The 22656-nt window shown below is 65.2% G+C and carries 11 protein-coding genes; 4 read left to right on the top strand and 7 right to left on the bottom strand.

What is annotated here, in order from left to right; genetic code table 11:
* Positions 1-141 precede the first annotated feature (141 nt).
* Entirely contained in the window at positions 142-2943 is a 2802-nt protein-coding gene (locus ASD25_RS05745) for a TonB-dependent receptor (protein ID WP_056615580.1), read from the top strand.
* 485 nt (positions 2944-3428) lie between these two features.
* On the top strand, positions 3429-10469 hold the full coding sequence (locus tag ASD25_RS05750; RefSeq protein WP_056615425.1) for an autotransporter domain-containing protein: 7041 nt from the start codon (positions 3429-3431) through the stop codon (positions 10467-10469).
* Positions 10470-10611: 142 nt separating this feature from the next.
* Here the strand turns inward: ASD25_RS05750 and ASD25_RS05755 are convergent, their stop codons facing one another.
* From ASD25_RS05755 to ASD25_RS05785, 7 genes are read right to left on the bottom strand one after another with little or no spacing between them, the layout of a single operon-like run.
* The gene (locus tag ASD25_RS05755) at positions 10612-10872 is read right to left on the bottom strand and encodes an Hpt domain-containing protein (RefSeq protein WP_056615428.1); all 261 of its coding nucleotides are present in this window, start codon (positions 10870-10872) and stop codon (positions 10612-10614) included.
* Positions 10869-11252 carry a response regulator gene (locus ASD25_RS05760; protein ID WP_056615431.1) on the bottom strand — a complete coding sequence of 128 codons (384 nt, stop codon included), beginning with the start codon at positions 11250-11252 and terminating at the stop codon, positions 10869-10871. The genes ASD25_RS05755 and ASD25_RS05760 overlap by 4 nt, the downstream gene beginning before the upstream one ends.
* A 4-nt stretch (positions 11253-11256) precedes the next feature.
* A complete protein-coding gene (locus ASD25_RS05765) occupies positions 11257-13266 on the bottom strand; it encodes a PAS domain S-box protein (RefSeq protein WP_056615436.1) in 2010 nt (669 codons plus the stop codon).
* Entirely contained in the window at positions 13263-14699 is a 1437-nt protein-coding gene (locus ASD25_RS05770) for a glycosyltransferase (protein ID WP_056615439.1), read from the bottom strand. The genes ASD25_RS05765 and ASD25_RS05770 overlap by 4 nt, the downstream gene beginning before the upstream one ends.
* Complete coding sequence (locus ASD25_RS05775; protein ID WP_056615442.1) at positions 14699-15757, bottom strand: HEAT repeat domain-containing protein; 1059 nt, start codon at positions 15755-15757, stop codon at positions 14699-14701. Before ASD25_RS05775 ends, ASD25_RS05770 begins: the two co-directional genes overlap by 1 nt.
* Positions 15757-16818: a YaiO family outer membrane beta-barrel protein gene (locus tag ASD25_RS05780; protein WP_056615445.1), complete on the bottom strand. Its 1062-nt coding sequence runs from the start codon at positions 16816-16818 to the stop codon at positions 15757-15759. Before ASD25_RS05780 ends, ASD25_RS05775 begins: the two co-directional genes overlap by 1 nt.
* Positions 16802-17227, bottom strand: a complete 426-nt coding sequence (locus tag ASD25_RS05785) for a response regulator transcription factor (protein WP_200943557.1) — start codon at positions 17225-17227, stop codon at positions 16802-16804. The genes ASD25_RS05780 and ASD25_RS05785 overlap by 17 nt, the downstream gene beginning before the upstream one ends.
* Positions 17228-17556: 329 nt before the next feature.
* Here ASD25_RS05785 and ASD25_RS05790 point away from each other — a divergent pair, with 329 nt between their 5' ends.
* Positions 17557-21888, top strand: coding sequence for a cadherin domain-containing protein (locus ASD25_RS05790; RefSeq protein WP_056615448.1), 4332 nt, complete (start codon positions 17557-17559; stop codon positions 21886-21888).
* Complete coding sequence (locus tag ASD25_RS05795) at positions 21834-22652, top strand: cadherin repeat domain-containing protein (RefSeq protein ID WP_235562633.1); 819 nt, start codon at positions 21834-21836, stop codon at positions 22650-22652. The genes ASD25_RS05790 and ASD25_RS05795 overlap by 55 nt, the downstream gene beginning before the upstream one ends.
* The last annotated feature ends 4 nt before the right edge of the window (positions 22653-22656 follow it).

A 22656-nucleotide genomic window follows, 5' to 3' on the forward strand; every position in this document is an offset into this window, starting at 1 on the left:
GACTAGTCGTCACATTTTCGCCACGCCGGCCATGGTGCGCCATGATTACCCGCTTGCGCGGTTCCCATAAGTTTGCATAACTTTGCGATGACAGACCGGACGCTTCGACAGAAATGCGCCGGCCCCAGGGAGAGAATGACGATGAAAACCCAAGTCACTCGACGCGCGCGTCTGCTTACCGGCGCGGCCATCGGTCTCGCAGGCTTCATGGCCTTCGCCGGAGGCGCCGCGGCCCAGGACACGCCGCAGGATCCCGACGCGACCGAGATCGACGAGGTCATCGTCACCGGTATTCGCGCCTCGGTCGAGCGGTCGATCGCCGCCAAGGCCAACAACACCTCGATCGTCGAGGTTATTTCGGCCGAGGACATCGGCAAGCTACCGGACGTCTCCATCGCCGAGTCCCTGGCGCGCCTGCCAGGTGTGACCTCGCAGCGCCTCGACGGCCGCAGCCAGCTGATCTCCATCCGCGGCCTCGGCCCCGACTTCACCACCGCCCTGCTGAACGGCCGCGAACTGGTCACCACCGGCGACAACCGCGGCGTCGAATTCGATCAGTTCCCATCTGAACTGCTCGGCAGCGTTGTCGTGTACAAGACCCCGGACGCGCGTCTGGTCGGCCAGGGACTGGCCGGCACCGTCGATATGCGCACGCTGCGCCCGCTGGCCTATGGCCGTCAGGCGATCGCGGCCAACTACCGGCATGAATGGAATGACATCGGCGCCCTGAACTCGGGCACGACCGACAGCGGCGACCGTTTCACCCTCTCCTACATCGACCAGTTCGCCGACAACACCATCGGGGTCGCGCTCGGCTACGCCCATATGTCGTCGCCTTATCAGTCCGAACGGTTCAATGCGTGGGGCTATCCGAACTATAGCGACGGCAATCTGCTGACGGGCGGGGTCAAGCCCTATGTCATGTCGTCGGAGTTGCAGCGCGACGGTTATATGGGTGTGCTGGAATGGCGGCCGAACGACCGCTTCCACACCACCCTCGACGCCTTCTATTCGGAGTTCGAGAACACCCAGGTCCTGCGGGGGATCGAGTTCCCGCTCGCATGGGGCGGCTCCGCCGAAGCGACGCCCGGCGCCTGCGCCGCAGGCGGCAACGTCCAGAGCCCGGTTTGCCGTCCCGGCCCCTCCCTTCGACCCGGCTATACGGTCGAGGATGGTCTGATCGTCGCCGGGACCTGGGACAACATCAAGGGCGTCGTCCGCAACGACCTGAACAAGCGCGACAGCAACATTACGGCCCTCGGCTGGAACACCGAGTTCGTCGCCAATGACGAGTGGACCTTCGGCCTGGACCTCAACTACTCGAAGGTCGAGCGCAACGACATCATCCTCGAAACCAACGCCGGCACCGGCCGTAACATCAATGGCGCGCTGGATACGCTTGGCTTCGAGCTGACCGACGACGGCGTCACCCGATTCACCAGCCAGCTGAACTATGCCGACCCGACCCTGATCCGCATCACGAGCGCCCAGGGGTGGGGCGGCGATGTGATCCCCGGCGGCCAGGTTGGCTATATGAATACGCCGGAGGTCACCGATGAGATCAAGGCGGTGCGCCTGACCGCCACGCGAACCGTCTATGACGCGCCCTTCCGCTCGGTGGAGTTCGGCGTCAATCTTCAGGAGCGCCAGAAGGACTTCGTCAACGACCAGTTCTATCTCGGCGTCCCCGGCGGCGGCGACGTGTTCGTGCCGGCCAGCCTGCTTCTGGCGCCGACAGACCTCGGCTATCTCGGCATCTCGCAGGTGATCAGTTACGACGCTCTCGGCGTCGTCAACAGCGGCTTGCTGGACCTAGTCCGCAACCCCAACGCCGACGTCATCGCCGGCAACTGGGCTGTGACCGAGCGGGTGTCGACGGCGTACGCCATCGGCGACATCGACTACACCCTGTTCGGCCTGCCCCTGACCGGCAACGTCGGCATCCAGCTTGTGTATACCGACCAGAGCTCGGACGGCTTCTCGGCCCGCCAGGTCGGCCCCGGGGTGTCTGAGACGATCGCGGTGTCCGGCGGCGACAGCTATCTGGAAATTCTGCCCAGCTCGAACTTCATCCTCGAAGTCCGGGATGACACCTTCGTCCGCTTCGCCCTGGCCCGCACGCTGGCGCGTACGCGGATGGACGACATGCGGGCGTCGAGGAACTATTCGTTCAACGTCGCCAACAACATTCCGACCGCCCAGCCTGACGTGAACTCGCCCTGGAGCGCCAGCGGCGGCAATCCGCAACTCCGCCCCTACATCGCCGACGTGGCGGACATTTCGGTCGAGAAATATTTCGCCAACCGCCGCGGCTATGTCTCGCTGGCCGGCTTCTACAAACATCTCGAGACCTTCGTTTACACCAACAACCAGATCATGGACTTCACCGGCTATCCGACCGGCGGGGTGGTCCCGGTCATCAATCAGGGGATCTCGTCGGCCCCCGACAACGGCGAGGGCGGCTGGATACAGGGGGTCGAGTTCGCGGTCTCCGCGCCGCTCGACATCTTCCATCCAGTCCTTGAAGGGTTCGGCTTCATGTTCAGCGCCTCGGCGACGGACAGCGAAATCCAGCCCGACCCAACGCAGGCGCCGACGGCCCTGCCGGGCCTCTCGGAAACGGTCGTCAATGGTACGGTCTACTATGAGCGCGGCGGCTTCGAGGCCCGGATGTCCAGCCGCTATCGGTCTGATTTCCTCGGTGAGGTGGCTGGCTTCGGCAACGGCCGCACCCTGCGTTCCGTCGCCGCCGAGACGGTCGTGGACGCCCAGATCGGCTACTCCTTCGAGTCTGGTCCTCTGGACGGTCTGTCCATCCTCGCCCAGGTCAACAATGTGACCGACGAGCCGTTCAAGACCTTCGAGAACGGAGATGAGCGCCGGACCATCGATTACCAGAGCTACGGCCGGACGTTCGCGGTCGGGATCAACTACCGCTACTGACCGTCCCAACCGGTCAGGAATGAGAGGGGCCGCTTCGGGAAACCGGAGCGGCCCTTTCGCTGTCCGGCCGCAGCATCGGTCGGACCCCCGGGTTTCGGGCGCGCCCGAGACGTCACACGACGACGCGCGTTTGATGGCCTGACGCACTTGCGGCAGGGCGATAACCGGGAAGGTCTCGACCGTTCAGTCGTATCTGGAGCGGCAGTGTCGGCCGAGTCAGTCCAGCGAGACCTTCAGGACGAATCGCCCGGAGCTCTCCCTCAAACGCGACCGGAGCATAGGCTTCTCCGCCCACGCGCGGTGGCCCTCCTCGCCGCGCTGGTCGCTGCAACCTCCACTTTTATCGACGAGCGGTCGCGTGGTGTCGGCGCTTGCAGCAAGGGCAGGCGGGGGAGGTGACGCCTGAGCGGCGCAACTCCCGTCCATTCAGTCAACCGACGCCGCTCCGCTTGAGGGTGCGGCGAGTATTGTACGGGAAAATCACGATGAACATCGGCGCGCATTCGCTTCCGTCCGTTCCGGCCAACACGACGAAGGCGGTCGCCAGCCGGCGTGCGGGTCTGCTCGCGGGCGTCGCGACCTTCACGCTGGTGTTCGCCACGGCCGCGCAGGCGCAGGTCGCCGTTCAGGCGCGCGAAGGCCGTGACCCCTCCACGGCTATCGAGCTGTCCGCGGGCAATGACCGGCTCAGCATCGACATCAGCCGGGTCAATGCGGACGGTGATCTCGACCTCACAGGGCTCGCCACGGGCATCAACGATCCCGGCGGTTCCGACTCGCTCTGGTTGACGGCGACCGGCGTGCAGACGCGGAACCTGCTGGAAGACAACATCTCCGTCGACGGCTTCGAGAATGGCGTGGTCTATGAGGCCTACGGCGCGGACTCCGTCCTGACGCTCAACTCGCCGGCCAGCGGATCCTACGACCAAACGCTACGGCTGGCGGGCAACGGAACGATCAATCTGGCGGGGTATCTGTCGCCCATCGGGACAACGCCGGCCATCTACGTGGAAGAGCTGACAACCGCGGGCCAGTTCGACGGGGTCGAGGGACGGCTGAACCTGATCCTGTCAGGGACGGTCGTAGGCGTTGACGCTGCGCGGCTGATTGACGTCTCCAACGCCGCCACGCTCAGCCTTGTCGGGGCCGATATCGACCTGCGCGACGGCATTGGAATCTATGTCGACGGCCAGTCTGTAACGATCGATGAGGACTCCACCCTGCGCGCGGTGGATAGCAGCGCCACTGACTCGGAGGGCAATCTCGTCAGGCAGAACGCCATTCTTGTGCACGTAGACGAGGGATCACTCATTAACTACGGCACCCTCCAGGAGATGGGCGATATCGGCGGGCCCGGAAGCACCAGCCCGGACAGACTGTCCACGGGCGTTCTGCTGAACGACGGGACGCTGACCAACAGCCGGCGGTCCGCCACGAGCTTCGCTCGGATCACCATGCATGGCAATGCCGTCGACATGGAGGGTTTCCGTTCAACCGTCCTCAACGACGGTCATATCGAAAGCACCACCGGGACCGCCATCGTCGCGACCGGGGGGCATCTCCACGTCGTGAGAAACGGGACGGCGGGCGTGATTTCGGGCGCCACCAACGCCTATCGGGACCTCTCCGACGGCACGGACGCGCTCATCGTCAACGCCGGGGTGATGAACGGCAATGTTCGCATGGGCGACGGTGCCGACATGTTCCTGACTTCCGCTGACGCGGCGGGCCAGGTCATCGGCGTCGTCAACGGCCTGATCGACGGCGGCAGCGGTGACAGTGACGCCTTTGGCCTTTCCTACTCTGCGGCCGGGAATTTCACCCACGCGCTCCCGGCGACCATTAACGGGGGCTCTGTCAGCGGTTTTGAACGCTATGGCGTCGAGGCGTTCGACGCCGGCACGATCGTCACCATCACGGGCGGCAGCGGCGCCGGTCCACTGACCCATGGTTTGTCTCTTTCCGGCAATGGCCGGATCATCAATCAGGCCCACATTTCGTTAACCGGTGATCCCGAAGTCGACGAGTTGGACGGAATTTATGTCACCGGGTTTTTCGGCGCCCTCGATTTTGAGAACAGCGGCGTGGTTCGTACAAACGCAGGCCATGCTTTTGCGTCTGACGGTAACGCAAGCCTGAAGAGCTTCTCCAACACCGGCGAGTTCTGGTCCCAATCCGGCGGTGCCGGGGTGAATATTACATCTGAACTGGCGGCTGGAGCTGGGCCGTTTATCTTCAGCAACAGCGGGGCCATCAGAAGTGCGGATTCGGGCGGTGTCCGACTCGACATTTATCCCGATCAAGGCGCGGGATCCGGGATCGAGTTCCTTAACACCGGGCAAATCACGGGCGCAGAAGGGAGAGGAAGCGCCAGCGTGGACGCCCAAGCCGTTGCGGCGCACTTCAACTTCGCAAACACCGGCGCGATCACGGGTGGCTCCGGCGCGATCCTTCGGGGTGACAGCCTCACGGCGACCAATAGCGGAACAGTTGACGGATTCAGCGTGGGAAGCGTCGGCCTGTCCGTCGTCGCGGCTGAAGGACCGCTAACCGTCATGAACAGCGGCATGATTCGTGCCAACGGCGGCGGTGTCGCGGTTCCCTCTGCGGCGATACTCTCCGCCGGCTTGGGGGTGACCGTTGCTCAAGATGAAAACGCGGACGCCACGAACGCGGTCGGGGGGACGATTGAGGCGACCGGCATCCTCTCCGTCGCAGTCTTCGCGAGTGGCCGGACTGCAAACGGTGAGGTTACCAGCACCTTCGCCCTGTCGAACAGCGGGACCATTCGCGGCAGCGGACAGGATACAACCGCGGACGAGCTGTACGTCGACAACCGCTTATTCACCCAATTTACTAGCATGGCCAGCGCCATCCAGACGTTCAACACGCTGGACGCGATCATCAACGACGGCGCCGGCCTGATCGTCGGCAACGTCGATCTCGCGGACGGCGCCGACCGGTTCGAAGCCCGCGGGGCCTCGGTCCTGCAGGGCGATCTGCGGATGGGCTCGGACGCTGACACGCTTGTCTGGGCCGGCGGCAGCATTACCGGAACGGCTTTCGGCGGCGCCGACGACGATACGCTGTTGATCGACCTCTCGGCCGACCGGACGATCAATTTCGACTTCTTCAGGGAGTTCGAGACGGTGCGTCAGCAGACGCCCGGCACGACAGGCATCCTGACCGCGAGCGGGACGACGGATCTCGACGTCCTGCTGCTCGACAACATCACGATGCGGGTCGCGGCCGGCACGACCCTGGCTTCCGCGGCGACCACCAGCCAGACGATCCAGGGGTCCGACAACAGCGAACGGCTGATCGTCGAAGGCGCGATCGAGGGCGACATCTCCATGGGCGGCGGTGACGACCGGGTCGACCTGGCGGGCGGCTCGATCTCCGGCTTCCTGGACGGCGGCGACGGCGACGACACGCTGGGCTTCCGCATCGACGGCGTCGCGACCGGCGTGCCGATGGCCATGTCCTTCGAGATCCTCGACGTGGTCGGAACCGCCGGCGGCGCCAATGACCTTCTCGACCTGACTTTGGACAGCGACTTCAACGAGATCCGCCTGCGGGAGGGCGCGAACCTGACGCTCTCCGACGGCGGCGGGACCGCCGGCCTCATTCGCGGCGACGATGGCGCCCAGCTTGTGACGATCCTGGACGGGGCCAGGATCGGCGGCGTCTCCCTCGGCGGCGGCAGCGATACGCTAAACATGGAGTTCTCGGGACGGCTCTCCGATGTGCTGGATGGCGGGGAGGACGCTGACGGCCTCGACAACGATACGCTTAATCTGACACTGACGGGCGCGACCACCTTTGGAAACGGCGCGGCCGGCTTCGAGCAGATCAACATCGCCGGCTCCCACAGGCTTACTGTGGATGGCCTGTTCGCGGCCGGACAGGCGCTGAACTTCCTGGGCGACGACAATCATCTCGTCATCGACGAGGCCGCGACCTTTGCCGGTTCGGCCCATGGCGGGGAGGGTGACGATACGCTGACGGCCAGACTGACCCGGACAGGCGTCACGACGATCTCGGGGTCGATTACCGGGTTTGAGGACCTCGTCGCCGAGGGCGGCAACGGGGGCGTTCTCGCGCTGACCGGCGCCGCCTATGCGTTCGACAGCGTCACAGTTACGGGCGTTGGAGGTCTTACGCTCGGGGCGAACACGTCGCTCGCTGCAACAAACGGGGTGACGTTCAACAACGCCAGTTCTTCCTCCAATATTCTGACCCTGGGCGCGGGATCGAGCATAACCGGTCGCGTCGACGGGGGTGAAGGCGGTGTCGAACGCGACATCCTGCGCTTCGTGCAGAACGCGGGCGAGATTGGTCGTTTCGGCGCGCTTGATCATGTGAACTTCGAACAGCTCGAGATCCAGGGCGCGGGTGAATTCCAGATAGATGTCGATGTCGATGGCTTCGATGAGGTCTACGTCAACGCCGGAACGCTGGTCGTTAACACCGGTGCGACGCTTGGCGATGACGTCAGAGGCGGCGTCTCGGCGGATACGGTGAGAGTGCACGGCGTCCTCGCCGGAAATATCTCGCTCGCAGGAGGCGCCGACACGGTCGACAACCGCGGCGTGATCAACGGCGACGTGCTGCTCGGCGACGGCAACGACTTCTACATTGCCCGCGACGGGGGCGTGGTGAACGGCGACATCGACGGCGGCGACGGGGACAACACCTTCGTCTTCCGTCTGGGCGGAAATCCCGATGCGTCCATCCCGGGGAATGTCCGGAACTTCAACTCGTTCGGCGTCTTCGGCACGGGCACCCTGAACATCGCGCTCAACGCGGGTCAGAACTATGCCCGTCTGGCGTTGTTCGAAGGCGCCAATCTCGTCCTTGACGACAACGGCGGCACTGTTGGCTCGATCATCGGGGACGATACCGCGCAGGAGGTGACCATCGGTTCGGCCCTCGTCGGCGGTGTCGAGCTGAATGGTGGCGACGACACGCTGAACCTGACGCTGAACGGCGCGCTCTCCGGCGATCTGAACGGCGGCACCGGCACGGATCGGATGAACCTCACCCTTGCGGGCGACTCGTCCATTGCCGACATGAACGCGTTCGAGGACGTCCGCGTCACGGCGGCCGACAACATCCGCCTGACCGTGACCGGCGAGATTGGCCGGGATCAGTCGATCACGTTCCAAGGCGCCACCAACAACCATCTGGCCCTGACCGCCGGCGCCGTACTGAACGGCTCGGTGAACGGCGGCGATGGAACCGACCGCCTCGAGGTTGAAACCGGCGGAGCCGATCAACGCACCGTCCTGGCGGCGCAGATCCGGAATTTCGAGACTCTGGAGGCGACCGGCAGCGGTTCGCTGGTGCTCAATGGCGGCGCTTACGGCTTCGACAGCGTGGCGTCCGCAGGCGGTCTGACGCTGGGCGAGAACGTCGTGCTCACCGCGGCGACCGTCAACTTCGCCGACAATGTCGATAACACTCTGGTTCTGGCCTCCGGCGCAGACATCCAGGGCGCGATCAATGGAGGCGAGGGCGGCCTCGACACCCTGTCCCTGATCCAGGCGCAAGGGTTCACCCGTGCGCTCAGTTCCCTCGACCAGACCGGTTTCGAACGGCTGGCTGCTTCGGGTGCGGGCGCGCTGGTGATCGACCAGAACGCGACCTTCGCACACGGCGTGAGCGTCGACGGCGGCCGCCTGACGGTGAACCGCGGCATCACGCTGACCGCGGATGTCACCGGTGGAGCCGGCGCGGATGTTGTCGAAGCCCTCGGTATCGTCGATGGCGATGTCAGCCTCGGCGCGGGGAATGACAGCCTCGCACTCGGCGGCGCGGGCAGTGTGACGGGCACCGTCGACGCCGGTGACGGTATCGACACCCTGACCCTGAACACGGCAGGCACCTACGCCGCGCCGACCAACTTCTCGGGCGCCGGCTTCAGCGCCTTCGAGAATCTCGAGGTCGCCGGCGGCGTGGTCAGCCTGACCGCGAACCAGAGCTGGAGGGACGTCAACGTAAACGCCGGCCGCCTTATCGGTCAGGCGGGAACCACGCTGACCTCGGCGGAACGGATCGACGTGGCCGTTGGCGCCACGTTCGGTTCGGCGGGCATCGTCAACGGCAACATCAACGTTCTCGGCACGCTGTCTCCGGGCGCTTCGCCGGGCACGATGACTGTCAACGGCAATGTCACGATGGCGGCCGGTTCGCACCTGGCCATCGAACTGACCCCGACGGCAGGCACCGACCTGCTGGATGTGAACGGCACGCTCACGATCGCCGATGGCGCGACGATGGACATCACCGGGGCGCTCGGAAATGCGGCGGGCTCGGTGCTCGACATCGTGGTCGCAGACACCATTACCGGGCGCTTCACCACGGTGAACAAGTCGGAGACGGTCTTCGGCTTCGTCGTGCAGAACGGCAACCGCATCCAGATCCGCAGCGAGTTTAACAACAGCAGCGCCTATCCAACCAACGTCCAGGCGAGCGTCGACTATGCGAACCAGGTGTTGCGGGCCAGCTATGGCGTCCAGGCCTTCACCGGCGCGCTCAACGTCCTCACCGCCGCTGACGGGACCATCAGCCAGCCGGCATTCGCCGCTTTGACGCCTGAGGCCTATGGTTCGGCCGTGCAGATCGGCGTCGAGAACGGTCTTTCGATCGTTGATGCAAGTCGCACGATCAAGCTGACCACGCCTATGCGCGATGGCCTCTACGCCTTCGGTCAGGGCCTTTTCGGCAGCGCGGAAATCGAAGGCCAGCGTGATACGGGCGCCGCCAGCGCGGACATGGACACGAGGGGCTTCTTCGCCGGCATGGGCTACGGCATGGGCGGACAGGCCCAGGTCGGCGCCTTCGTGGGCCAGATCAATACCGATCAATCGCTCTCGACGCTTGGGGCGACCACGGACACGGACGGCTATATGGCCGGCCTCTACGCCGATGCCGTTCTGGGCGGAGTCGGCGTCCATGGTCTGATCGCCTGGAACGGTTCCGACGCGACCACGACACGCGACCTGGCCGTCAGCAGCGCAAGCCCGGCTCGCGCCGACTATGGCGTGACAAGCTGGACGGCTGACCTGGCGGTTGACTACGCCTTCGACGTCGGCGGCACGACGGTCACGCCCAGGGCCGGCCTGACCTATATGGACATCCAGCGGGATGCCCTGGCCGAGCAGGGAGCGGGCGCCTTCGCCCTTGCCGTCCAAGGCGACAGCAACGACGCGTGGTTCGCAGATGCGGGCGTCGCCTTCTCCGGAACCGTTTCGACCGGCGGCGCCGTCATCAGGCCTTACGCTGAACTGGGTGTGAGGCAGATGCTGACCGACGCCGACGTCTCCGTCGTCGGCCGGTTCGGAGGCGCCCCGGGCGCGCCGATCACGGTATCGGGCGTCGAGCGCGGGGAGACCGTCGGCCGCTACGGCTTCGGTTTCAGCATGGATCTTGGAGCCAACGTCGAGATCAACGCCGGCTATACAGGGCAGTTCAAGGACGCTGACCGCTCGACCTTCACCGCCGGTATGTCGATGAGGTTCTAGGGGAAGCCGGACCAGATGGCCGCCTTGTCTTCACTGCGTTGAGGACGAGGCGGCCAGGCCGTCGGCTACCGCCTCGGGCTCGGGTGATTGATCCCGACACGGCTTCGTCAGTGGTCGACGGGCTTCAACGCCGATGCGGCCTTCAGCCTGTAAAGGCGTCCTCAAGGACGCGGATCAGGTTGTCCAGTTGCTCGCGTGATCGAGCGTCGCCGCTCCTCAGGGACATGTCGATGTCAGCGGCAATCGCGCTGATGGTGGGGAAGCCGAAGGAGCCAGCCGATCCGGCCAGTCGATGGATCGTCAAGGCGAGTTCGGCTTCGTCGGGCGCCGCCTTAAGCACAGCGAGGTCGGTCCGGCATCGCTCGATGAACCGGGCGCGCAGGGCTTCGAGCGGATCCGTCACGTCGTCTTTCCGAGCAGGCCTCGAACCTGCGCGCTCAGCGACATGGGATCGAACGGCTTGATGACCACGCCCACCGCCCCGAGCGCCAGAAGCCCTGCAAGCTCGTGATCCTGAGTTTGCGCGGTCATGAAAATCGCCGGCGTAGAGGCCAGGCCGGGCATTTCTCGAACAAGGCCGAGCAGTGTCGGCCCGTCCATGCCCGGCATCATCACGTCCAGCAGCATCAGATCCGGGTTCAACCCGTCGTTCAGCAGCCGGAGCGCTTCGGGCCCAGACGACGCGGAATGAACCGGACCCTCGCCACCCAGATCAAACGCGAGCGCGGTCAGTTCGCGGATACTCGCATCGTCGTCGACGTGCAGAACGCAGAGTTTCGCCATCAGATCACTCCGGAAGGCTGAAAGGGACTTCAAACCAGAAGGTCGAGCCCTGGCCCGGGACGCTGTTCGCGCCAATGCTGCCGCCCATCAGTTCAACCAGTTCACGAGAGATGGCCAGGCCAAGTCCGGTGCCGCCAAACCGTCGGCTGGTGGACTGGTCGGCCTGGACAAAGCGTTCGAACAGAGCCTGGGCGGCTTCGGGCTCGATGCCGACTCCCGTGTCGATAACCGAGAACCGAAGGGCGGTCTGATCAGCCGCACGCGAGGCCATGCGAACGGCGATGCTGACGCCTCCTCGCTCAGTAAATTTCACCGCATTGCCGAGAAAGTTGAGCAGAACCTGACGCAGGCGGACCGGGTCCCCGCGAAGCGCGAGCGGAACATCGGATTCGATGTCCTGCGAAAGCCACAGTGATTTCTCTTCGATCTGACCGAGCATGACTTCTGTCGCCTCACGGACCAGCAAGCGCGGCTCGAAGACCCGGTCGTCGAGCACGACGGCGCCCGCTTCAAGTTTTGAATAATCCAGGATGTCGTTGATCACCGACAGCAGAACCTCGCCGGAGAGGTGAATCCGGTCCGCGCACTTGCGTTCGACCGGGCCAAGGCCCTCGCGCGACTGAAGCACGCGCGCGAAGCCGATGACGCTGGTCAGCGGCGTGCGCAGCTCATGGCTCATGTTGGAAAGGAACCGGGACTTGGCGTCGGACGCCGCCTCGGCGCGGTCCAGGGCCTGACGGAGGTCTTCCTCCATTTCCCTGCGTCTGGAGACATCGCGTATTACCGCGATGATCTCGACCGTGTCTCCCGCCTCGTTGGCGACCGACTGGAAGCTGGTTTCCACCCATATGGCGCTTCCGTCGCGTCGGAGCGCACGCTGTTGCAAGGTGCAGCGACGGAGCCCGGCGCCCAGCTTCAGGAACGCGGCGATGAGCGCCGGCCGGTCGTCGGGATGGACGAAGTCCTGCGCCGGTCGCCCCGCCATCTCGGATGGGCGATAGCCCAGAAGCGAGGTGACGGCGGGGGATATATAGCTGCTGCGGCCGTCGGGCCGAAGGCGGGTGACCACGTCATCCATATGGTCCGCCAGCAGCCGGTAGCGTGCCTCGCTTCGCCGGAGCCGATCGACCACCGTATGACGCTCTGTGATGTCCTGAACGACCCCGAACAGAGCGTCGACGCGGCCGTCATCCGTGGTTTGACGCAGCGCGCTCAGGACGACGCGGCGAATCTCGCCGTCCGGGCGTCGGATCGACGTTTCGAATTCCTCCGGACGGCCGTCCGTCAGAACGCGCCGGATGAAGGCTTCGCGCTCGTCGCGCTCTTCCGGCGTGTAGAGTTGGGCGAGGTCGTTTCGCGAAACGCGAGCGCCGGGCGGCAGGCCGTAGATGCGGTAGACCTCGTCGGACCACGTCAACTCGTCGGTGTCGAGCTGCCAACGCCAGTGGCCGACCCGGGACACGGACTCTGCGAGTTCCAGCAACCGGCGCTTTTCCTCAGCGGCCAACCGCTCGGCCGTCAACTCGATCTGTTCCGACACCAGCTCGGCGATCTCCCGGAGCCGGGCTTGCTGAGCCTTGTCGAAGGTCCGGGGCTTCGTATCGATCAGGCAGAGGGTGCCAAGGTTGTGGCCGGACGTGCTGGTCAGGACCGCGCCTGCGTAGAACCGGACGCCGTCCGTTCCGGTGACGTAGGGATTGTCCACGAAACGCGGATCGCGGGTGGCGTCAGGAACCACCATGACGCTGCCCGCGGGCAGCTGGATTGCGCGATTGCAGAAGGCGTCCTCCCGGTGCGTCTCGCAAAGCTCGAGACCAAGGCGGGATTTGAACCACTGCCGCTCCTCGTCAATCAGCGAGATCAACGCCGTGGGAACGTCAAACAGGCTCGCTGCGAGATTGGTCAGGCGATCAAACCGGGGCTCCGGCGGCGTGTCGAGAATGCGCAGCGCATGGAGCGTGGCAAGCCGTTCGCGCTCGGGAGACGCAGTGGTTTTCAGCAGCTTGCGGGTCACTCGGGCGCTCCCTTGGTCTGTGGAGAGAAGCCTTTGCGGGTCATGGTCCCCCAGGACTGACTTCGGCGCAGATACTGCCATATGCCGCGCAGGCGCCACATGTTGTTGAGTTGCCGGTATCCGAAGTTTTCGAGCACGGCCATGGCGGTAAGGAGGACGAGGTCGCGGGCACGGGGAAAGCGTCGGAGTTCGGACTCCTCAAGGGCAAGCGCCCCCACTGAAATCACGATGCCGAAGGTGAAGCTGACCGCGATGTAGGCCAGCAGATACTCTGTGGACAGCAGCCCTGAAGCCCAGAACAGCGGGATCAGGAGATAACCGAGCACCTCCACGATCGGTCCGAGAACATCGACCAGCAGGATGTATCCGAAGCCGACCACCGCCACCCTTCCGTAACGGGGTTTGAAGAGGACATCGTGGTGCCGCTCGAATGTTTCCAGCGCCCCGCGATGCCAGCGAGACCGTTGTCGACCCAGAACGCGCAGATCCTCTGGCGCCTCGGTCCAGCAGACCGGCTCGGGGACGAAGGCGATACGGTACGGCAGGCGCTTGTCACGCATCAGGCGATGGAGCTTGACCACCAGTTCCATGTCCTCGCCGACGGTGCCGTGAGTGTAGCCGCCGACCTCGATGACCCGAACCCTCCGGAACAGACCGAAGGCGCCGGATATGATCGTGAGAGTATTGATCCGGCTGAAGGCGAGGCGGGCCATCAGGAAGGCGCGCAGGTATTCAACGGTCTGGAGCAGGGCCAGAATATTGCGGGAGGGCCGGACTTCGGTCACCCGACCGTGGGAAATGACGCAGCCGTTCACGACCCTGACGGTCCCTCCTACGGCGACTGTCCGCTCGGGGTCCTCGACGAACGGCCGGACCGCCCGGAGCAAGGCATCCGGCTCCAGCAGGGAATCGGCGTCCATCGAGCAGAAGATCGGGGCGCGCGAGACGTTGATCCCGGCGTTGAGGGCATCGGCCTTGCCGCCGTTTTCCTTGTCGATCACGATCAGTCTGGGCTGGTGCCGGGCGCCGTAGATCGTGCGGATCGGGGCATGGGCGAGAGCTGGCTCGAAGTGTCGCTGCACCGGCCGCAGTTCGAAGGTGTCGATCAGGACCTGAAGCGTCTCGTCACGCGAGCCGTCGTTGATCACGATGACCTCAAAGCTCGGATATTGCAGCGACAGGAGGGAGCGGACGCTCTCGGCGATCGTCGCGGCCTCATTGAAGGCGGGAGCAAGCAGGGCGATCGGGGGCGCCGCGTCGGCATACCGCCGCCACAGCAGGCCGCCGGAGGCGACAGGGGGCGTCTGGATGAGGGCGGCCGCAGCCAGGCCCAGCTGGATTAAATAGATCCCGTTCTGCAAAAGGCCGGTCCCGATGACGACAAGGGCGATCGCCTCGGCGAGGGCCCGGAGCACGATGACAACGAGGTCCATCAGGCGACCTCCGCCAGGCCGCGCTCTGCCAGCACGATGGCGGCGGTGCGCCGCGACAGGTCCCCGCCGGTCGCCGCGAGTTGCGCCAGCCGCTCGCGCCCGACATCTCCCAGTGCGGCCAGCGCCTCGCCTGCCCGGAAGCGAACCCACCAGACCTCGTCCTCAAGCAGGGCCGCCAACTCCGGAATGGCCTGCCTGAGACCGATCCGTCCGGCGGCTTCACTGGCCGCCACCCGCACAAACCAGGCAGTGTCGGACATGGCGTCCAGGATGACCGGCTCCGCCGCCGGATGCCCGAGAGCGGTCAAACCGCGGATGCAGGCGATGCGGAGCTCCACGTCGGGCGCACGTGCGGCGATGCATAGAGGCGCGAGCGCACGGTAGTCGCCGCTGGCGCCCAACGACTCGGCGAGGATGATGCGGGCGTCTCCGGTCAGGTTCGGGTCGCCGAACGCCTGCAGCGCCGTCAGCGGGTCACCGGCCACAAGGCGGGCGATCAGAGGCAGGTACAGCATGGAATCCGAAGCCCTCCGGCCAGACAGATCGGCAAGAACCTCCTCGAGAGACGGCGGAGCGCCGAGGTCGATCAGCGAGCCCATCAGACCCACACGAAGTTCGGCTTCACGCGCACCGCTCAGGGCTTTTCTCAGCGATTGCTTCCCGCCGGGCCCTGGAAAAATCGACAGCGCTTCGGCGGCCGCCATCCTTCCGGCGACCGAGCCCCTGAACAGCCGACGGCTGAACACCTCATCGATCCCGAAGGCCTGAAGGGCGGAGATCAGACGTTCGCGCTCTGCGCCGCGCACGAGCGCGACGACATCCAGCAGGGATTCGGCCATCACCCTGGCCCGGCGACGGACGCCGGAAAGATGGCCCACCGCGTCTCCAGACCCGGCGAGGATGTCGAGGAATGCACGGTGGATCAGTTGTCGGTCGCGCTCTCGCCGACGTTCCGTTCTTTCCCTGATGATCCGGGCGATGATCAAGCCGATCATCCATAAAACCGCAGCCGCGGTCAGCGCCAACGACACGGACCAGATCAGCATCAGGCTGGTCATCAGAACCGCCAGCCAAGTCCGACCGAAAGTTCCTCGCGATCGTAGGCGTCGCGGTCCTCGGACAGATACCCCACCCTGAGCGCCAGCCGGTCGGTGAGGGCGACCTCGGCGCCCACGTTCCACGCCGATACATCCACCGTGACGCCATTGGTGGTCTCCGGCGCGTCCGCGTATCCCATGCGCAGGGCCAGCTGATCCGTAGTCTGCCAGCGGGCCTGCGCGGCATAGCCGTTCCGGTATTCCCCCTGTTCGTCCCAGACGTTGATCCAGCGCGCCGACAGCTGGACGCGATCGGCGGCCAGATCGAGGGCCAGACCCGGATGCAGGTTGGTCACCGTGCCGGTGCGATAGCGCGCGACCGAGCCGTCCACGGTCAAGGCGACCACGGCGTCAAGGTCGATGCGCCCGCCGGCGGCGACGCCGATTTCCGGCCGATAGTCAGCGTCGGGCGCGCCGCCCACTGCGATATAGCCGGAGCGGCCTTCGACGAACTTGTCGAGCCGTGCCTCCAGATAGACGTCCTCATTTCCGAAACGCTCGGTCGCCTCGACCGCGAGAGCGATCGACGAGGTTGAATCCAGCCGTCGCGCGATCGACAGGCGGGTTTCGGTCCAGTCCGCCAGGCCGTTCGACAGCCGGCTGCGCGCTGTATGGATGTCGGCTCGCCATACGGGCGCCGGCTTCAGCGCCGCCTGAAGCGAAAGGACGTCCTGGCTGTCGGGTGCGACGCGACGCGCTTCAGCGGCCATATTCCGCGCTGCGCCGAGATTGCCGCGGCGCTGTTCGACCCGCGCCAGGCCGATCCAAGCGTCCGCATAGCCGGGAGATCGGTCCAGCACGGTCCGGAAAGCCGCCTCGGCGTCATCGAGCCGTCCGAGGGCCAACAGTGCAAGACCGAGGTTCAGTCGGGCGTCGACATCATCCGGCCGCGCGGCGAGCACCTGCTCCAGCTTGGGCACGGCGTCGGCGGGACGTCCCGCGAGGCGGTCGGCGACTGCGGAGCGATAAAGGCTTTGCGTGTCCGTCTGAACGATGGCGGCCGGCTCAGGCGCTACGATCACGGACAACTCCTCTCTCGGGGCCTTTCGCCTGGAGCAGGCGTCTTACCCGCTGGCCCAGTTCGTCGGGGATGAAGGGTTTGACGAGATAGTCCGCAGCGCCCAGCTGAAGCGCGCCGACAATGTCCTGTTCGCGCTTGAGCGCCGTAAGCATGATCACGGGCGCATCCGACAGACTGTCCGCCTGTATCCGGCGCAGGAGCTCGAACCCGTCCATAACGGGCATCAGGGCGTCGAGGACGATCAGATCCGGCTGTTGTTCCCGGATCGCGACGAGGGCCTGACCGCCATCCTCTGCCGTGTGGACCTCGTATCCGTCGGCGGAAAGGCGATGCACCAGCAGCGCCCGCAGAAGAGGATCGTCGTCGGCGATCAGAATGCGGTGAGCGGGCATGGGGGCGTCGATCTCCATATGTTCGTCCCCCGTCGGTGATTATCCGGAGGGCGAGCTAAATAAACTCCTACCAGGGGCAACGTTTCCCCCGGCCGGGTGAGACCGGCGGTTTCCGGCCTTGCTGTTAACTGGTCGCCTGTGCCTCGATCAGGCCTCGACGGAAACGGTGCAGATCGCCCTTCAGCCCTCGTGCGCGGATCGGCTGCCGCCGGCAAGGGCAGCAGCCTTCCCGGTGTTCGTCGATAGCCCGTCGCAGCGAATGAAAACCCGGCGCCGGCGCCGACTAGGCTGTTCGGTCCTGACCCGTTGCTCGCCGGCGCTCTCTTAACGCCAAACCGGATTTCGTCATGTCCATCGAACGCATCAGCACCAACTTCGCCGGCAGCCAGTCGGAGGGAAGCGCCTCCGGAGCCGACCTGTCGAGCACCGGGCGGTATGTGGTCTATGTGAGTGACGCCAGGGATATCGTGGGCGGTCAGGCCGCGTCCGGGGCGGGCGTCTACATAAGGGACATGGAGACCGGCAAGGTCGAACGGATTGACCGCGCTGTCGACGGCGGACCGGTCAATGGCTCCGCGTACAATGCGAAGGTGTCGGGGGACGGGCGCTACGTTACCTACACCTCCACCGCATCCAACCTTGTCGCGGGCGCGGCGGACAATAACGGCGAGGCCGATGTCTTCGTCTACGACCGCCTGACACAGACCACGCGACTGATCAGCACGAACGCGGATGGAAGCGCCGCGAGTGGCGGCTCTTACGTGGCCGGCATCTCGAATAACGGGCGTTACATCGCCTATGTCAGCGAAGCGAACGACATCCTCGTCACGTCTTCGGCGGATGGCGAGCTCGAAGACAGGAATACGCAGTACGGCTCAACGGATCTGTTCGTCTACGACATGGTCACGGGCGAGACGAGACGTGAAAGCTACTTGCCCGATGACCTCCTCGGAACGCCCGGCGTCCATGTCAGGATCGATGAGGTCAGTACGATCCACGACATGGGCTACGCCCAGTACTCTGCCTATTGGACGGCGGCTTCGGGCGTGACGCTGCGCCAGTCTCATCCTTCGGATGCGCACCGTGCGATTATTTGGTCGGACAGTTCAACATGGGGTTCGAGCACATCCACGACGGTGAAGTGGGGGCATGAGGGGCGCACTCTGACGGTTAAATATGCGGGAGAGGAAGGGTACGGAACAGTCATCGTCGGTGCAGGGTTTGAAAACGACGTATCCAGCGTGACCATGGCGGCCAACGGACGCTTCGTCGTTTACACCGCGGCGTTCGACCAGAATGGCAACTACAATGGCGGTCACAGCCTCTACCTCTACGACGCGCTGACTCACCAGACGGTCGTGCTGGCGCTGGCGACAGAAGGCGACCCGTTCAAGAACATCCAGATTTCGGCGGACGGCAGCTGGATCACCTTCGAAACCGACCAGCCCCTTACGGATGACGACGACAACGGCAAGTCCGACGTGTTCCGGGTCGCCAACCCCTTCGGCAGCGTCGGCAACGGCGGCGAGGGGGATTTCCCCGACGGAGATCACTGGATCCTCGGCACCAACGACGACGACGAGCTGCTGGGCACGGAAGCGAACGACCACATCAGCGCGCTCGAAGGCGACGATATCGTTGAAGGGCTGGAGGGCGATGACACCATCACCGGAGCCGGAGGAGTCGACTGGCTGTACGGCGGAGGCGGCGTCGATCACCTGTCCGGCGGCGATGGCGACGACCGAATTCACGGCGACGCCTCCATCGACAGTTCTCACGGCAACGGCGGGAGCTTCCCCAGCGACAACGTCGATCACATCGATGGCGGGGCCGGCAACGATACAATCTACGGCAACGGCGGCGGCGACCATCTTCACGGCGGCACGGGTTGGGATCACATATACGGGGGGGACGGCGAGGACTTCATTTACGGAGGCCGCAATGAGATCGGCAGCGACTGGCTGAGCGGCGGTGGGCAAGGCGATATCATTCACGGCGATGATGGAGACGATGCGGTCGGAGACAGCGACATCATCATGGGCGGCGACGGCCGCGATTTTCTGTTTGGCGACGGAGGAAACGACACCCTGTTCGGTGATGCCGACGCTGACCTTCTGTCCGGCGGCGACGGGAAGGACGCCCTGTTTGGCGGTCGTAACCTCATCGGTCGTGATGAACTGTTCGGAGGCGAAGGCGACGACACCCTCTATGGCGACGGTGAAGTAGACGACTTCCTGAACGACGGGGGCGACGACCTCGACGGTGGTGCGGGAAGCGATGTTCTCCACGGAGGCGGTGGCCATGACGTCCTGATTGGGGGGGCCAATGAGGGCGACAAGGACCGGCTGTTCGGTGGCTCCGGCGATGACACTCTCTACGGCGACCGAAAGACCCGCGATCCTGACGATGTGGCGGCCGACGATGGTCTCGACATCATCTACGGCCAGGCCGGGGCCGACACCATCTACGGCAACGGCGGCACGGATGAGCTCTGGGGCGGTCTCGACGAGGACACCATCTATGGCGGCGAGGGCGAGGACTGGCTGTTCGGTGAGCAGGCGACGCTGTTCGACACCCTCTTCGGCGGAGCTGGAAACGATCACATCTATGGCGACCTGGCGACGCTCGACTCCGATCTGAAATGGGTCGGCAGCGACACAGCACACGATTCGAACGACCTCATCTTCGGAGGCGAAGGGAACGACATCATCTATGCCGGCGGCAAAAATGATGAGGTCTGGGGAGAGGAAGGCGGCGATTTTATCAGTGGCCAATCCGGCTACGACGTTCTGATCGGAGGCGCCGGCGGGGGAACCGATGGCCTGTTCGGCGGCCAGGGCAGAGACGTGCTGATCGGCGATGGCGCCTATCGGGACGAAGACCTGAACTTTGTCGCTGTGGAGTCGGATGCTGACGACAATGACATCATTCACGGCGAGTCCGGCAGCGACGAAATATACGGCGGAGGAGGCGACGATCTGCTGGAGGGTGGATCTGAGAATGATTTCATCGTCGGCGGAAGCGGGTCGGACACGATCAACGGAGGCGACGATGATGACGTCATTTTCGCAGACGGGCCCACCGCGTCAGCTCTCCACAGGTCGGCGGCGCGCATGTCCGCCGGCGCCGATCGCGATATCCTCGACGGTGGCGCGGGCAACGACACCCTGTACGCCGGACTCGGTTCCCGCCTGATCGGCGGCACGGGGTCGGATACATTCGTGCTCGGCATCAACAGCGCCGGTTCCGTCATTGAGGACCTCACGACAGGCGCGGGCGGCGATCTCATCAGCCTGGTCGGCGTGCTCGACGGTGTGACCGCGAATTGGGACGGCGAGACCAATCTGTTTGCGACGGGTCACCTGAAGCTGGAGGCCCGGGGAGTGGACACGGTTCTGCTGTTCGACGCCGATGGGGCGGCGGGGTCCGGCGAGGCGGTTGAGCTGGCTGCGTTCACGGCGGTCGCGCCGACGGCGCTGACCGGCGCCAACATGGTCATCGGCGACTATGGCCATGTCATCATCGACCCGACCCGGACATCGGTCATTCAGGGTACGGATTCCGCTGATACCCTGGTCGGCACCGAGGGGAACGACACCATCGTCGGCCTGTTCGGCGACGACGTCATCCGGGGGCGTGGCGGCGACGATGACCTGAGCGGGGGCTACGGCTCCGACACCCTCTTCGGCGAGGGCGGGAATGATCTGTTGCGCGGCGGCTTCTTCGATGACTTGCTCGATGGCGGAGACGGCGACGACGTTCTGATCGGCGGCGACGGTGACGATACACTGGCCGGGGGATCAGGGAACGACACGCTCTACCTCGATACGGGTAGCGACACCGCATCCGGGGGCGGCGGAAATGACACCTTCGTCGCCTCCCGCTATTTCAGTCGGGAAGATGTCATCCTCGACTTCGATGCCGGTGTCGGCGCAGGCGATATTATCGACCTGACGCAGTTGTCGGACGTCCACAGCTTGCAGCAACTGCGCGCGTACCTGAGCACCGACGCCAATGGCGACGTGCGGATCGCCATGGACAGTCGCACCGGCAGTTACATCACCCTCAAGGGCGTCAAACCCGAAGACCTTGCGGCAGACGATTTCCGCTTCGCGCCGGATCCGAACAATCCTGATCCTGTCAATCAGGCGCCCCGCGCGATCTCGATCGACGGAGGAACGGTCTCCGAGAACGCGCCCGCCGGGACCGTCGTCGGCGTGGTGTCGGCCGTCGATCCGGACGGGGACGCCGTGACCTATCTGCTGGCCGACGACGCGGGCGGGCGTTTCTCCATCGACGCGACCACGGGCGTGGTCACCACCAACGCCGGGTTCGATCATGAAGCAGAAGAGTCGATCAGCCTCGTCGTCCGGGCCACGGACGCCGGGGGCCTGTACATCGAGCGCACCCTGGTGATCCAGATCGGCGACGTGAACGAGACGCCGCATTCCATCGCCATGGACCATGCCGTCGTCGCCGAGAACGCCGCGGCCGGGACGGCGGTCGGCACGGTCACGGCCGCCGATCCCGACGGCGATGCGCTCGTCTACAGCCTGGTCGACGACGCGGACGGCCTGTTCGTCATCGGGCCGCCGATCCCGACGGCGATGCGCTCGTCTACAGCCTGGTCGACGACGCGGACGGCCTGTTCGTCATCGATCCCGACACGGGCGTGGTGACCACCACGCGGCCCTTCGATCACGAAACCGAGGCTGCCTTCGACATCGTCGTCAGGGCCACGGACGCCGGCGGGCTGTTCGTCGATCACCACCAGACGGTGACGGTCGGCGATGTGAACGAGGCCCCCGCGACCATCGCCCTGGACGGCGCCCGGGTGAAGGAGAATGCGGCCGCGGGCGCCGTGGTCGGAACGGCCTCGGCCGAGGATCCGAAAGACGACGCCCTCGTCTTCTCGCTGACGGACGACGCCCAGGGCCGGTTCCGCATCGATCCGGCGACGGGCCGCATCACGACGACCCGCGCTCTCGATCACGAGGCCACGCCGAGCCTGCGGATCGTCATCCGCGCCACGGACGCAGCCGGCGCCTGGGTCGATCGCGAGGCCGCCATCGTCGTCGAGGACGTCAAGGAAGGACCGGTCGGAACCAATGACGGCCCCTTGCAGATCGATGAGGACGCGACCTCGGCCAATCTGTGGTCACTCCTGCTGGCCAACGACGCCGGCGGCGCGGGCCTGTCCATCGCGTCGGTGAACACCACCGGCACGAAGGGGAGCATCGTGTTCGACGCCGCGACCCGAACGCTCAAATACGTCGCGGACGCGGACGCGTTCGATCTGCTGACCACCGACGCGACCGCGACGGACAGCTTCACCTATACGGTGACCGACGCCAGCGGCGAGACCAGCACGGCGACGGTGACCTTCACCGTGAGGGGCGTCGCCGACGGCCGCGTGATCAAGGGCGGCTATGTCTCGGCCTAGCCGC

This window comes from Brevundimonas sp. Root1423 (assembly GCF_001426805.1).